This is a genomic window from Sphingomonas faeni (genome assembly GCF_040407565.1).
GTDB classification, from domain to species: domain Bacteria; phylum Pseudomonadota; class Alphaproteobacteria; order Sphingomonadales; family Sphingomonadaceae; genus Sphingomonas; species Sphingomonas faeni_F.
This window is the reverse complement of sequence record NZ_JAPZPR010000008.1, coordinates 191583-204268: the sequence shown is the minus strand read 5'-3', so window position 1 is coordinate 204268 and position 12686 is coordinate 191583. Positions and strand designations below refer to the sequence as shown.

The 12686-nt window shown below is 65.7% G+C and carries 13 protein-coding genes; 9 read left to right on the top strand and 4 right to left on the bottom strand.

Annotated elements, in window-relative coordinates; all coding sequences use genetic code 11:
• Positions 1-266: 266 nt before the first annotated feature.
• From O6Y00_RS17360 to O6Y00_RS17350, 3 genes are all read right to left on the bottom strand, one after another.
• Positions 267-944 carry a DUF1013 domain-containing protein gene (locus tag O6Y00_RS17360; protein ID WP_056484483.1) on the bottom strand — a complete coding sequence of 226 codons (678 nt, stop codon included), beginning with the start codon at positions 942-944 and terminating at the stop codon, positions 267-269.
• Between the two features lie 110 nt (positions 945-1054).
• Positions 1055-2077, bottom strand: coding sequence for a glycosyltransferase family 4 protein (locus O6Y00_RS17355; protein ID WP_353443821.1), 1023 nt, complete (start codon positions 2075-2077; stop codon positions 1055-1057).
• A gap of 161 nt (positions 2078-2238) precedes the next feature.
• Positions 2239-3123: a UDP-2,3-diacylglucosamine diphosphatase gene (locus O6Y00_RS17350; RefSeq protein WP_353443820.1), complete on the bottom strand. Its 885-nt coding sequence runs from the start codon at positions 3121-3123 to the stop codon at positions 2239-2241.
• Between the two features lie 180 nt (positions 3124-3303).
• Between O6Y00_RS17350 and O6Y00_RS17345 the strand changes: the two genes are divergently transcribed.
• Positions 3304-3561, top strand: a complete 258-nt coding sequence (locus tag O6Y00_RS17345) for a hypothetical protein (protein WP_353443819.1) — start codon at positions 3304-3306, stop codon at positions 3559-3561.
• A gap of 428 nt (positions 3562-3989) precedes the next feature.
• Here the strand turns inward: O6Y00_RS17345 and O6Y00_RS17340 are convergent, their stop codons facing one another.
• Positions 3990-4970 carry an NAD(P)H-quinone oxidoreductase gene (locus O6Y00_RS17340; protein WP_353443818.1) on the bottom strand — a complete coding sequence of 327 codons (981 nt, stop codon included), beginning with the start codon at positions 4968-4970 and terminating at the stop codon, positions 3990-3992.
• 138 nt (positions 4971-5108) lie between these two features.
• Here O6Y00_RS17340 and O6Y00_RS17335 point away from each other — a divergent pair, with 138 nt between their 5' ends.
• The 8 genes from O6Y00_RS17335 (at position 5109) to O6Y00_RS17300 (ending at position 12680) form a co-directional block, all read left to right on the top strand.
• Positions 5109-5303: a DUF1192 domain-containing protein gene (locus O6Y00_RS17335; protein WP_353443817.1), complete on the top strand. Its 195-nt coding sequence runs from the start codon at positions 5109-5111 to the stop codon at positions 5301-5303.
• A gap of 143 nt (positions 5304-5446) precedes the next feature.
• A complete protein-coding gene (clpA, locus tag O6Y00_RS17330; protein WP_353443816.1) occupies positions 5447-7765 on the top strand; it encodes an ATP-dependent Clp protease ATP-binding subunit ClpA in 2319 nt (772 codons plus the stop codon).
• Positions 7766-7943: 178 nt separating this feature from the next.
• Positions 7944-9605, top strand: a complete 1662-nt coding sequence (locus O6Y00_RS17325; protein ID WP_353443815.1) for a GGDEF domain-containing protein — start codon at positions 7944-7946, stop codon at positions 9603-9605.
• 93 nt (positions 9606-9698) lie between these two features.
• Entirely contained in the window at positions 9699-9896 is a 198-nt protein-coding gene (locus tag O6Y00_RS17320) for a hypothetical protein (protein WP_353443814.1), read from the top strand.
• A 79-nt stretch (positions 9897-9975) separates the two neighbouring features.
• Positions 9976-10215 carry an exodeoxyribonuclease VII small subunit gene (locus O6Y00_RS17315; RefSeq protein ID WP_056060585.1) on the top strand — a complete coding sequence of 80 codons (240 nt, stop codon included), beginning with the start codon at positions 9976-9978 and terminating at the stop codon, positions 10213-10215.
• Positions 10216-10228: 13 nt separating this feature from the next.
• A complete protein-coding gene (locus tag O6Y00_RS17310; protein WP_353443857.1) occupies positions 10229-11134 on the top strand; it encodes a polyprenyl synthetase family protein in 906 nt (301 codons plus the stop codon).
• Between the two features lie 9 nt (positions 11135-11143).
• Positions 11144-11650: a pantetheine-phosphate adenylyltransferase gene (coaD, locus tag O6Y00_RS17305; RefSeq protein WP_353443813.1), complete on the top strand. Its 507-nt coding sequence runs from the start codon at positions 11144-11146 to the stop codon at positions 11648-11650.
• A 301-nt stretch (positions 11651-11951) separates the two neighbouring features.
• Positions 11952-12680, top strand: a complete 729-nt coding sequence (locus tag O6Y00_RS17300) for a peptidylprolyl isomerase (protein ID WP_133018697.1) — start codon at positions 11952-11954, stop codon at positions 12678-12680.
• The last annotated feature ends 6 nt before the right edge of the window (positions 12681-12686 follow it).

Sequence of the window (12686 nt, the reverse complement as noted above, 5' to 3'; positions counted from 1 at the left end):
CTTCGGTGCCACCTCCCCCTGGCGGGGGAGGATTAGATGGGGTGCCGGACCGGTTTGGCGCGTCTCCGCTTGAGACGAGGGGAGCATGTTTCCCCGCGAAGGCGGGGACCCAGACTGGCCGCCCGCCTTCGCGGGAGAACACTGACGCTCGGCCTATCGTCGGATACGGTCACGGCCTGCCGGGATGGCGATCCTCACTAGCCGTATCGCAAGCAAATACCGCTAGCCCGCCCCCTGCCCCCCCCGGTTGCGGGAGGGAAGAAAGATCAGCGCTTGAACGGGTCGTCGAACAGCGGCTTGACGGGGAGGACGCCGCCGTCCGCCACGAACTGTGCGTCCGCTGCGGCCTGGGTGCGTTCGGCGCGGAGCTGCTGGAGCAGCACTTCGCGGTCGCCTTCGAGCCGGGTGTCGGTCGGGGCTTCCATGCCGGCTGCCTTGGCTGCCTTCGCCACCGCTGCATCCAATTCACGCTGCGAGGTCAGGCCGAGCGTGACCGGGTCCTTCGGCGTGATGTTGGCGATATTCCAGTGGCTGCGATCGCGGATCGCGGCGATCGTCGTGCGGGTCGTGCCGATCAGCAGCGAGATCGCGCCGTCGGTGATCTCCGGGTGATTGCGGATGATCCACGAGATGCCGTCGGGCTTGTCCTGGCGCTTCGAGACCGGCGTGTAGCGCGGGCCCTTGGTGCGGCGGACCTGCTCGGGGCCCTTGATCATCTTGAGCTGGTAATCGGGATCGGCGGCACCCTTGTCGATCTCTTCCTGCGTGACCTCATGGGCGCGCACGGGATCGCGGCCGGTGAGCTTGGTCGAGGTGGTGTCGTCGGCGATCGCCTGGATCTCGAGGATGTGCAGGCCGCAGAAGTCCGCGATCTGCTCGAAGCTGAGCGCGGTATTGTCGACCATCCAGGCGGCGGTCGCGTGGGGCATGAGCGGCTGGGCCACGGCGGAAACTCCGTAAAAATAGAAAGGGCCGCCCCTTTCGGAGCGGCCTGACATGAGGGAGACTTAGTGCGCGCGGCGCTATCAAGCAAGCGAACAAGATTCGGGCAAGCTCAGGCGGCCATGAGCTTTCCTTCGAGGGGGACGAGCGCATGGAGGAACTGACGCGCGCTGGTGGGCCAGCTGTAACGCGCGGCATAGGCGGCGCAGGTGACGCTGTCGCGGGTAAGTGCGGTGGCGATCGCGGTGTCGAGGTCTTCGTGCATCGCGCCGACGCGGTCGTCGAGGACGTCGATCGGGCCGGTGACCGGGTACGCCGCGACGGGGGTGCCGCAGGCGAGCGCTTCGATCATGACGAGGCCGAACGTGTCGGTGCGGCTCGGGAAGACGAGGACGTCGGCGGTGCGGTATGCGGCGGCGAGATCCAGGCCCGAGCGCTGGCCGAGAAAGACCGTATCCGGGAAGCGGCGCGCGAGCGTGGCGCGCGCGGGTCCCTCGCCGACGACCACCTTGGTGCCGGGATGCGCGGAGGACAGGAACGCCTCGATATTCTTTTCGACCGCGACGCGACCGACATATAGTTGGATCGGGCCGGGGAGCGCCGCCATCTCGGGATCGCGCGCGCCGTCGAGGCCGAACTGCGCGAAGTCGACGCCCCTGCCCCACTCACGGACCTGATGCAGGCCTTGGGCTGCGAGCGTCGCGGCGACCGAGGGCGTGGAGACGAGGATCGACTGGGCGGGGCGGTGGAACCAGCGGATGTAACGCCAGATCCACTCTGGGTTCGCGCCGGTGCGGGCGGCGATATAGTCGGGGAATTGGGTGTGATACGCGCTGGTGAACGGGAGCGCGCGGGCGAGGCACCAGTTGCGGGCGGCGAGGCAGACCGGCCCCTCGGTGGCGAGGTGGATCGCGTCGGCGCCGAACGAGGCGAGCATGTGACCGACTGCGCCCGAGCGGGCGAAGGCCAATCGGATTTCGGGATAGGTCGGGCATGGCATCGAGGCGAAGCGTTCGGGGGAGACGACCAGAACTTCGTGGCCGATCGATTCGAGTTCCTTGCGGACCGCCTGAAGCGTGCGGACGACGCCGTTGACTTGCGGGCTCCAGGCATCCGTGACGATCGCGATACGCATCGGTTTCTCTCCGTTTTGACCCTCTCCCCGAAGGGAGAGGGAGGGGCCCGCCGCACTTGCGGTGGCTGGGTGAGGGCACGCGCTGAACGCCGTCGGGGACTGTGCCCTCACCCTCGCCGCTGTGCGGCTTTCCCTCTCCCCTGCGGAGAGAGGAATTTACGTCAGGCGGCCAAGACGACGACCTTGTCCTTCTCGCGGGCGGCGATCTCGTCCGCCCAGTGCAGCAACTCCATGCGACCATCGAAATGCTCGACGAGCGCGGTGCAGCCTTCGACCCAGTCGCCGTCGTTATAATAGGCGATGCCGGCGATCTCGCGCATTTCGGCGGTGTGGATGTGGCCGCAGACGACGCCTTCGACGCCGCGGACGCCGGCCGCGTGTGCGACGACTTCCTCAAAGTGCGAGATGAAGGCGACCGCGTTCTTGACCTTGGCCTTGGCGTGCTTCGACAGCGACCAATAGGGCATGCCCATCCGCCGCCGCGCGCCGTTGACCCAGCGGTTGAGCCCCATCAGCATCGTGTAGGCGGCGTCGCCGATATGCGCGACCCAGCGGTGCGCGAGCGTGATCGCGTCGAACTCGTCGCCGTGCAGCACCAGCAGCCGGCGGCCATCGGCAGTCTCGTGGATCGCCTTTCGGCGGATCGAGATGCCGCCGAAGTCGAGGCCGGAATATTGCCGGAACACCTCGTCGTGGTTGCCGGGGATGTAGACAACCCGCGTACCGCGCTTGGCGCGTTTGAGCAGGCGCCAGAGGACGTCGTTGTGCGCGGCGGGCCAGTAGAATTTCTTCTTCAGCCGCCAGCCATCGATCATGTCGCCGACCAGGTACATCGTCTCGCTGTCGACGTGATCAAGGAAGTCGTTGAGCATGCCGGCATTGCAGCCGCGCGTGCCGAGATGGACGTCGGAGATCCAGATCGTCCGATACTGGCGCCGCTCGACGATCGGCTCGGGTACGGCCGGGCGCGAGTGGATGAAGTCGGCGATATCGGCGATGTCCGCGCCCAAGACGCTAGATGGCGGAAACGTCGTAACGGCGTTCATGAGCCTGTCCCCCGGCAAGGTACCCTCTCCGATCCTGTTAGCCGATGATTGTGACATCGTGGTCGCAGTCCGATGACTGTTCCAAGTCGGTGTGTCGGCATTGCTGCACTTGCTCGCAAACGCGTTGACGAATCGAGGGGAAGCTGAACCTATGGCGTGGTCTTACAGGGAGAAGTTACCGTGAAATTCCGTTTCAAGAGCGTGGCCGGGGCCGTTGCGGGCATGGCGATGATGGTCGCACCGACGATGGCGTCTGCCGCCAATCCGACGTCGACGGCGCCGGTTGCGCAGGCTCGCGCGGGCACTGCTACGTCGGGCAAGAGCAAGCTCGCCGAGGGTCCGACCGCGACCTATGTCAGCATCGGTATCCTCGCCGCACTGGTGGTCGGCGTGCTGCTCGCGACGAGCGGTGGGGATGACGATTCGGATAGCAACTGAGCAGGCGCGGGAGTGAGGTAGCCTTGCTCAAATCCTCCCCCGCCAGGGGCAGGATTGGGCCGTTTGGTCTGCAAAGGCAGCTTGTGTCCTCGCGAAGGCGGGCATCCAGACTGTTCTCCCGCCTTCGCGGGAGAACAAGATTGGCTGGGTTGTCGCGTTAAACTTTCCAGCGCGCTTCGCCCGCCCTACCCCGCCTAACGAACCCCATCCCGCTCCAAGACCAACACCCCGGCGAAGGCCGGGGCCCAGTTGGGAGCGCTGGGTAACGACACGCTGCGCGTCGTGACCGCGACCTTTCCACCTGGGCCCCGGTCTTCGCCGGGGCGGTGGTGAGCGCGATCTACGTCGCGCGCAAAACGGGGATACCCCAGCGTTCGGTGGGATGACGACGGCCCGGCGGGCGGAGCAACGAGAATTCGCGCGCGCTCTCACTCCATCGTCAGCACGATCTTTCCGACATGGTCGCCTGCTTCCATCCGCGCATGCGCGGCCGGAGCGTCGGCGAAGGCGAAAACACGGTCGATGACCGGCTTCAGCTTCCCCGCCTCGACATGCGGCCACACCGTCCGCGCGAGTTCGTCGGCGACCAGCGACTTGAACGCCGCATCCCGCGGGCGGAGCGTCGAGCCGGTCAGCGTCAGGCGCCGCCGCATGATCTCGAACAGGGGGACGGTCGCCATCGCACCGCCCTGGACGGCGATCGACACGTGGCGGCCATCTTCGGCGAGGCATTGCAGGTTGCGGGGGACGTAATCGCCGCCGACCATGTCGAGTACCGCCGCAACACCCTTGCCGCCGGTCATCTGCTTGACGCGCTCGACGAAATCCTCCGACTTGTAGTCGATCGCGTAGGTGGCGCCGAGGCTGAGCGCGGCTTCGCATTTGGCCTTGGAGCCGGCGGTGACGATGATGTCGATGCCGAACAGGTTGCACAACCCGATCGCCATCGTGCCGATCCCGCTGGTGCCGCCGTGAACGAGCACGGTGTCGCCTTCAGTGGCGTAGGCGCGCTCGAACAAATTGGTCCAGACGGTGAAAAGCGTCTCGGGCATCGCCGCCGCCTCCGTCATCGTCAGCGCCTCGGGAACGGGCAGGCACTGGCCGAACGGCGCGACGGCATATTCGGCGTACGCCCCGCCCGAAATCAACGCGCAGACCGACTGGCCGATCTGCTCGTCGCCGACACCGTCGCCGACCGCGACGATCGTGCCGGCGATCTCCATGCCCAGGATAGAGGGCGCGCCCGGTGGGGGCGGGTATTTGCCCTGGCGCTGCATCACCTCGGGCCGGTTCACACCGGCCGCGGCGACCTTGACCAGCACCTCGCCCTCGCCCGGTTTGGGCACCGGACGGTCGGCGAGCACCAATACTTCGGGACCGCCGGGCTGTTCGGGATCGATCGCCTTCATGACGTCAGGGTAACCCAAGTTACCGGGCTGGTTTTCAACTATTGCGGTCATCGGCGAGTCACGTCCCTTAGATTTCGGGCCTTGAGATTTCAGCGCCTTATTGACATCACTCGGGTGCGGGTCAACGTTGCAAGCACGATGGACCTGGAAGACGCCCCCGCCCGTCCCGACGACCTGCTCGACGCTCTGGTACGCCAGGATCTCGATCCGCTGTCGGTCGCCGAACTCGATGCGCGGATCACCGTGCTGCAAGGCGAGATCGCGCGGTGTCAGGTGAAGAAGGATCGAGCGATCAGCCACCGCGCCAGCGCCGACGATCTTTTCAGGCGGTGACGGCATTCTCCAGCCCCTCGGGCGCTGCATTTAGGCAGCGCAGGAACGGACGGGACCGGGTTCAAGTGCTTGATGCGGCCGATATCAGTTCCGACATAGTGGCAAAGGGCTCGCGTTCTCGCGGCCCGACAGGAGTATTGTAAATGCCATCATTTGCACCCGCCCTCGAGACCACGCTGCACAAGGCGCTCGAGGCGGCATCGTCCCGGCGTCACGAATATGCGACGCTGGAGCATCTGTTGCTCGCGCTGATCGACGACGAACATGCGTCGAAGGTCATGACCGCGTGCAACGTCGAGATCGGCGATCTTAAGAACACCGTCTCTCACTACCTCGACAGCGAACTCGATGCGCTGAAGGTCGATGCGGCGACCGATCCCTCCCCCACCAGCGGGTTCCAGCGCGTCGTCCAGCGCGCGATCCTCCACGTCCAGTCCTCGGGCCGCGACGAAGTGACCGGAGCCAATGTGCTCGTCGCCTTGTTCAGCGAGCGCGAGAGCTATGCCGTCTATTTCCTGCAGCAGCAGGACATGAGCCGCCTCGATGCGGTCAGCTTCATCAGCCACGGTGTCGGCAAGGGCGGGCAGCAGGCGACCGAAGCATCCACGCCAAAGGGTGCGGACGACGAGAAGCCGGCCAAGGGACAGGAGAAGGGCAAGACGGAAAGCGCGCTCAAGCAATTCACGGTCGACCTCAACGAGAAGGCCAAGAACGGCAAGGTCGATCCCCTGATCGGGCGCGGGCCGGAGGTGGATCGCACGATCCAGATCCTGTGCCGCCGGTCGAAGAACAACCCGCTCTATGTCGGTGATCCCGGCGTCGGCAAGACCGCGATCGCGGAAGGCCTGGCGCGCAAGATCGTCGAGGGCGATGTGCCCGACGTGCTGTTGCCTGCCGTCATCTACTCGCTCGACATGGGCGCGTTGCTGGCGGGGACGCGGTATCGTGGTGACTTCGAGGAGCGCTTGAAGGCGGTCGTCAACGAGCTCGAGAAGCTGCCTGACGCGGTGCTGTTCATCGACGAGATCCACACCGTGATCGGTGCGGGTGCGACGAGTGGCGGTGCGATGGATGCTTCGAATCTGCTCAAGCCTGCGCTTAGCGGCGGCACGATCCGGTGCATCGGTTCGACGACGTACAAGGAGTTCCGCAATCACTTCGAGAAGGACCGCGCGTTGCTGCGGCGCTTCCAGAAGATCGACGTGAACGAGCCGACGATCGAGGATACCATCAAGATCCTTGCGGGGCTCCGCTCGGCGTTCGAGGATCACCACAACGTCAAGTACACGCCCGATGCGATCAAGTCGGCGGTGGAGCTGTCGGCGCGGTACATCAACGACCGCAAGCTGCCGGACAAGGCGATCGACGTGATCGACGAGGTCGGCGCGATGCAGATGCTGGTGCCGCCGAACAAGCGCAAGAAGACGATCACGCCGAAGGAGATCGAGCAGGTCATCGCGACGATGGCCCGCATCCCGCCGAAGTCGGTTTCGACCGACGACAAGCTGGCGCTCGCCACGCTCGAGACCGATCTGAAGCGCGTGGTGTTCGGGCAGAACGCGGCGATCGAGAAGCTGTCGTCGGCGATCAAGCTGGCGCGGGCGGGTCTGCGCGAGCCGGAGAAGCCGATTGGCAACTATCTGTTCACCGGGCCTACCGGTGTCGGCAAGACCGAAGTCGCCAAGCAGTTGTCGACGATCCTCGGCATCCCGCTCCAGCGGTTCGACATGTCCGAATATATGGAGCGGCATTCGGTCAGTCGTCTGATCGGTGCGCCCCCGGGCTATGTCGGATTCGACCAGGGCGGCTTGCTGACCGATGCGATCGATCAGAACCCGCATTGCGTGCTTCTGCTCGACGAGATCGAGAAGGCGCATCCGGACCTGTTCAACATCCTGTTGCAGGTGATGGATAACGGGCGGCTGACCGATCAGCACGGCAAGTCGGTCGATTTCCGCAACGTCATCCTGATCATGACGACCAATGCGGGTGCCAGCGACATGGCGCGCGAGACGGTTGGCTTCGGCAACCTGTCGCGCGAGGGCGAGGACGAGGTGGCGGTGACGAAAATGTTCACGCCAGAATTCCGCAACCGCCTCGATGCGGTGGTGCCGTTTGGGTACCTGCCGACCGAAGTGGTGGCGCGGGTGGTGGACAAGTTCATCCTCCAGCTCGAACTCCAGCTCGCGGACCGCGGCGTGCACATCGTCCTCGACGACGAGTCGAAGGCGTGGCTGACGACCAAGGGCTATGACAAGCTGTACGGCGCACGGCCGATGGGTCGCCTGATCCAGGAGAAGATCAAGCAGCCGCTCGCCGAGGAACTGCTGTTCGGCAAGCTGGTCCATGGCGGCGAGGTGACGGTGAAGATGAAGGACGGCGCGCTGTCGTTCGCGATCGAACCTGCCGCGCCCAAGAAGCCCAAGAAGAAGGGCAAGACCGAGACGGTCGACGCCGCGTAACCACGATCCAGCCGGGCTCGATGCCCGGCCGGATATGTTCCGCCCGCCGCTGCCTTGCCCGGGAAAACCGGGTCATTTCGGCGCAGTCTGTTGATCCCTTTACGCTTAATTTGTGAACGTGCGCTATTACGGTGCAATGACGGTCGGGGTTCGTACAGGATGGGTTGCTGCGGTGGTCATGCTGGCGCTTGCGGTGCTCGGTGCCTCTTCGGCGCAGGCCAGCGCAGGTCGATCGCTGACCGTCTGCATCCTGCCGGCCAAGCCCAACGAATCTCCCGCCACACTCTTCCGAACACCGGACCGGTTCGACTGCATCACGCCGCAGGAACAGTTTGGCCGCGGTGACTTCTGGGCATTGTCGCAAACGCTACCCGCGGATCTGGCGCGCGTACCGGGGATCGCCGCCCGCGTCGCGAGCATGTGGCAGAACCGTGTCACGCTCAACGTCCTCTATGCTGACGGCGCGATACGGCAAACCGGGTTTACCAGCCATACGGCGGGCCGGTATCTAAAACTCGGCGCGACGCTGTCGCTGACGCTGCCGCCCCATGCCGCGCCGCCGGTGCGCCTGCTCTGGCATGTCGAAGGCGCCGCCAATCTGCGCGGCGTCGTGATGGGCGTGACGCTCGCGACACCCGCCGAAGCGGCAGCCAGGGAGACGCTGCTGGCGGGACTCTATGCCAGCTTCGGCGGGATGGCGATCGCGCTGATCGTCTACAACCTCGCGCTCTGGGGTGCGCTGCGTCAGGCGTTCCAGCCGGTCTACTGCCTTCTCGTCCTGTGCCTGCTGGGCTATGCGGTGTCGTCGTCGGCCGCGCTCGGCCAGTTGGTCCCTGCGCTCGACAATAACGATCGACTGCGGATCAACATCGTCCTGCTGTCGGCCTCGGCGATCATGGTGCTGGTCTTCGCGCGATCGTTCTTCGAACGGCCGGTGTTCGATGGCTGGCTGCGACCCGCAAGCACCGCCGCGGTGGCGACGCTGGCGACCACCGGCATCGCCTTCGCGATCCTGGCACCGTGGCACATCGACGTGCTCGATCGCCTGCTCGCGCTGAGCTACATCCCGCTGATCGCGCTGGTGCCGCCGATCCTGTATCGCGCGTGGCGGCATCGTAGCAACTATCTGTGGATGTTCGCGCTCGCCTGGGGCACGCCGATCGTGTTTGCCGGGATGCGCGTCGCGAGCGCGCTGGGGCTCATGTCCTGGAGTTTCTGGCTCGACAATTCGACGGTCGTCTCGATGATGTTGGAGGCTCTGCTGTCGAGCCTGGCGATCGCGTATCGCATCCGCCTGCTGAGCGTCGAGCGTGACGAGGCTCGCGAGCAGGAGATCGCCGCCCGCCTGCTGGCCGATACCGATCCGCTGACCGGACTGCTCAACCGGCGCGCCTTCCTGTCGCGGGCGATCGGTCGTCCCGGCGATCAGTTGCTGCTGATCGCCGACATCGACCATTTCAAGACCGTCAACGATACGATCGGGCATGACGGCGGCGACGAGGTCTTGCGGGTCGTCGCGCGCGCGCTCCGCAACGCCGTACCCAACGATGCGCTGATCGCACGGATCGGCGGCGAGGAATTCGCGATCATCGCCAATACTGACGCCTTGCTCTCGCCCGACGCGATTCTGGCCGCGCTGCGCCGCCAGCGGATGCCATTCGACATCGCGGTGACCGCGAGCATCGGCGGCTGCACCGGCCCACTGCTACGCGAGACCGACTGGAAGACGCTGTATCGCAGCGCCGACCGCGCATTGTTCGCGGCGAAGGCGGCGGGGCGCGATCGATGGCGCGAGGCGGGTATGCCGCCGTTCGCCGACATCCTTCCCTTTGCCGCCTGACTATTCTTCGCTGCCAGTTTGCCCGGTCCCGTCGCACAGGCTTGTCGGGCGGCCCGCTTTGCAGCATGCTGACGCCATTGGAGACGGTGGGCGATGCGCAAGCACAGGGGTATCTTGGTGGTGGCGGCGTTCGCGCTGATGCTGCTGGCCGTTCGCCATCCGACCGCCGACATTCGGCTGATCACGCACGACGCGCGCGACCCGGCGCCTCACCGGATGCAGGCGGTGGTCGATCTGGGCCTGATCGGCGTGTCCGTGCTCTATACCTGGACGGTCGAGCGCCTGCGGTAATCCGACTGGTGTCCGGGGCCGGCTTTCTTGGCCGCGGTCTTCTTGACCCCCGTCCCGTGCCTGCGCCATAGCGACGGGCATGGACACGCCGATCGAAGACCTCGCGTTCGAGGATGCACTGAAGGAACTCGAGCTTATCGTCGGGAAGCTGGAAAGCGGCGACACGCCGCTCCAGCAGGCGATCGAGCTATACGAGCGCGGCAACAAGCTGCGCCAGCGGTGCGCCGACCGGCTCGACGCAGCGCAGGCGCGGATCGAGGCGATCCGGCTCGACGGCGACGGCAAGCCTGCCGGCGTCCGTCCGTTCGCCGCAGGCTGAACAGGTGACCGCGATGTCCGCCCCGCCGTCGTCCGCCGCGCTGAACGAAGCGCTCGCCGAGGTTGCCGTCGAGATCGATCGACAGTTCGACCAGCTGCTGACGATTCCCGACGATCCGCGCGGCGACCTGTACCGGGCGATGCGGCACGCGGCGATCGGTGGCGGCAAGCGGCTGCGGCCGTTGCTGGTGTTCGCGACCGCGGGGCTGTTCGACGTCGCGCGCGAATGCTCGGCACGGGCGGCGACGGCGCTGGAGGCGATCCACGTCTATTCGCTGATCCATGACGACCTGCCGTCGATGGACGACGACGATATGCGCCGCGGCAAGCCGACCGTGCATAAGGTGTTCGACGAGGCGACCGCGATCCTGGCGGGCGATTGCCTTCACGCGCTGGCGTTCGAGATCCTTGCCGATCCCGCGACGCACCCCGATCCGTTCGTGCGGATCGAACTGGTGACGGACCTCGCGCGCGCGGCCGGGCCGAACGGCATGGCGGGCGGACAGAAGATGGATATCGAGGCGGAGAGCACCCGCTTCGACCTCAATACCGTCACGCGGCTCCAGCAGATGAAGACGGGCGCGCTGATCTCGGCATCGGTCGAGGCTGGTGCGATCCTCGGCCGGCTGCCGCCGGAGGGCCGCGTTGGGCTGCGTGGCTATGCGCACGATTTGGGGCTGGCGTTCCAGATCGCCGATGATCTGCTCGACGCGGAGGGCGACGAGGCGGTAGTCGGCAAGTCGCTGCGCAAGGATGAGGTCGCGGGCAAGGAGACGTTCCTGTCGCTGCTTGGGCCGGAGCGTGCGCGCGAACAGGCGCGGATGCTGGTCGACCAGGCGATCGCGCACCTCCATAGCTATGGCAAGGAAGCCGATCTGTTGCGGGACATCGCCCGCTTCGTGCTCGAACGCGACCGCTAGGAGATCGGCATGATTGAACGGATTGGTGTTTACCCGGGCACGTTCGATCCTGTGACCCTGGGGCACATGGACATCATCCGACGCGGCGCGAAGCTGGTCGACCGGCTGGTGATCGGGGTGACGACCAACCCCTCGAAGTCGCCGATGTTCACGATCGAGGAGCGGATGGCGACGGTGCGCCGCGAGGTCGCGGACGTCGACGGCGATATCGAGGTGGTGGCGTTCGATTCGCTGCTGATGGACTTTGCAGAGCGACAGGGCGCGAAAGTGATCGTCCGCGGACTCCGGGCCGTCGCCGATTTCGAGTACGAGTATCAGATGGCGGGGATGAACCAGCAGATCAATCCGCGCGTCGAGACGGTGTTCCTGATGGCCGACGTCGCGTTGCAGCCGATCGCGAGCCGGCTGGTGAAGGAGATCGCGCTTTACGGCGGAAATATCGCCAAGTTCGTGCCGGAATCAGTGCGTGCCGAAGTGGTAGCGCGGGTCGAGAAGATCGGCCGCAAGGGGAGCTGACCTCCTTCCCCCCTCCCTGGAAGGGAGGGGTCGGGGGTGGGTCGGGTTCCCCATAACTGGACCGTTGAGACTCGATCGACCCTCTTCCCCCCTCCCTGGCAGGGAGGGGTTGGGGGTGGGTCGGGTTCCGCATAACTGGGCCGTTGTGGCTCAAGCTGGCCTACCCACCCCCGGCCCCTCCCTTTCAGGGAGGGGAGCGTTCTCAGCTTACTCGCTCTGCACGTTCAGATTGGCGCAAGCGGGGATTTGCTCTAAGTGGCGGCAGCCTGGTTGCGCCGGGCCTCTTTCGAGTGGGAATTTGATGCGCTTTTTCGTCGGAATGTTCGCGTTGCTCGGGTGCCTGGTCACGGTACCGGCTGGTGCAGCGCAGAAGAAGGAAGTCGTGGCGCCTGCCGTTCGCGCGACCCCGCCCCTGACCACGGATACGCAGAACCTGCTGCTGCTCGATCTGTCGACCGGTGGGCGCGTGACGATCTGGCTGCGCCCTGACGTCGCGCCATTGATGGTCGAGCGGATCAAGACGCTGACCCGCCAGCATTTCTACGACGGCCTCGCGTTTCACCGCGTCATCGATGGCTTCATGGCGCAGGGTGGCGATCCCAAGGGCGACGGCACCGGCGGCTCGACGCTCCCCGACGTGAAGGCGGAGTTCAACTACCTGCCGCACGTCCGTGGTGCGGTGTCGGCGGCGCGGTCGGACAAGGAGGACAGCGCGAACAGCCAGTTCTTCATCGTCTTCCAGCCGCGTCTTAGCCTCGACAAAAAATACACCGTGTTCGGTCGCGTGCTCGACGGGATGCAGTATGTCGACGCGATCGAGCGTGGCGAGCCGCCGGCGAACCCGTCGCGGATCGTCCATGCGTATATCGCGGCCGACAATCCTCCGGCGTACATGGCTGGGCCGCCTGCCCCCGCGCTCGGTGCACCGGTGACGTTGCCGGGCACGGCTTCGGGGCCGAACGCGGCCAAGCCAAAGCTCGCGCCGGCCGCTCGCAAGGCGCCGGTAAAGAAGGCTCCTGCAAAGAAGTGATTCCAC

What these genes read in the sequence shown, in the direction of transcription:
- O6Y00_RS17355 (WP_353443821.1), bottom strand. Translation starts at nt 2,077, where the DNA reads ATGCGTATCGCGATCGTCACGGATGCCTGGAGCCCGCAAGTCAACGGC.
- O6Y00_RS17350 (WP_353443820.1), bottom strand. Translation starts at nt 3,123, where the DNA reads ATGAACGCCGTTACGACGTTTCCGCCATCTAGCGTCTTGGGCGCGGAC.
- O6Y00_RS17340 (WP_353443818.1), bottom strand. Translation starts at nt 4,970, where the DNA reads ATGAAGGCGATCGATCCCGAACAGCCCGGCGGTCCCGAAGTATTGGTG.
- O6Y00_RS17335 (WP_353443817.1), top strand. Translation starts at nt 5,109, where the DNA reads ATGGACCTGGAAGACGCCCCCGCCCGTCCCGACGACCTGCTCGACGCT.
- clpA (WP_353443816.1), top strand. Translation starts at nt 5,447, where the DNA reads ATGCCATCATTTGCACCCGCCCTCGAGACCACGCTGCACAAGGCGCTC.
- O6Y00_RS17325 (WP_353443815.1), top strand. Translation starts at nt 7,944, where the DNA reads ATGCTGGCGCTTGCGGTGCTCGGTGCCTCTTCGGCGCAGGCCAGCGCA.
- O6Y00_RS17320 (WP_353443814.1), top strand. Translation starts at nt 9,699, where the DNA reads ATGCGCAAGCACAGGGGTATCTTGGTGGTGGCGGCGTTCGCGCTGATG.
- O6Y00_RS17315 (WP_056060585.1), top strand. Translation starts at nt 9,976, where the DNA reads ATGGACACGCCGATCGAAGACCTCGCGTTCGAGGATGCACTGAAGGAA.
- O6Y00_RS17310 (WP_353443857.1), top strand. Translation starts at nt 10,229, where the DNA reads ATGTCCGCCCCGCCGTCGTCCGCCGCGCTGAACGAAGCGCTCGCCGAG.
- coaD (WP_353443813.1), top strand. Translation starts at nt 11,144, where the DNA reads ATGATTGAACGGATTGGTGTTTACCCGGGCACGTTCGATCCTGTGACC.
- O6Y00_RS17300 (WP_133018697.1), top strand. Translation starts at nt 11,952, where the DNA reads ATGCGCTTTTTCGTCGGAATGTTCGCGTTGCTCGGGTGCCTGGTCACG.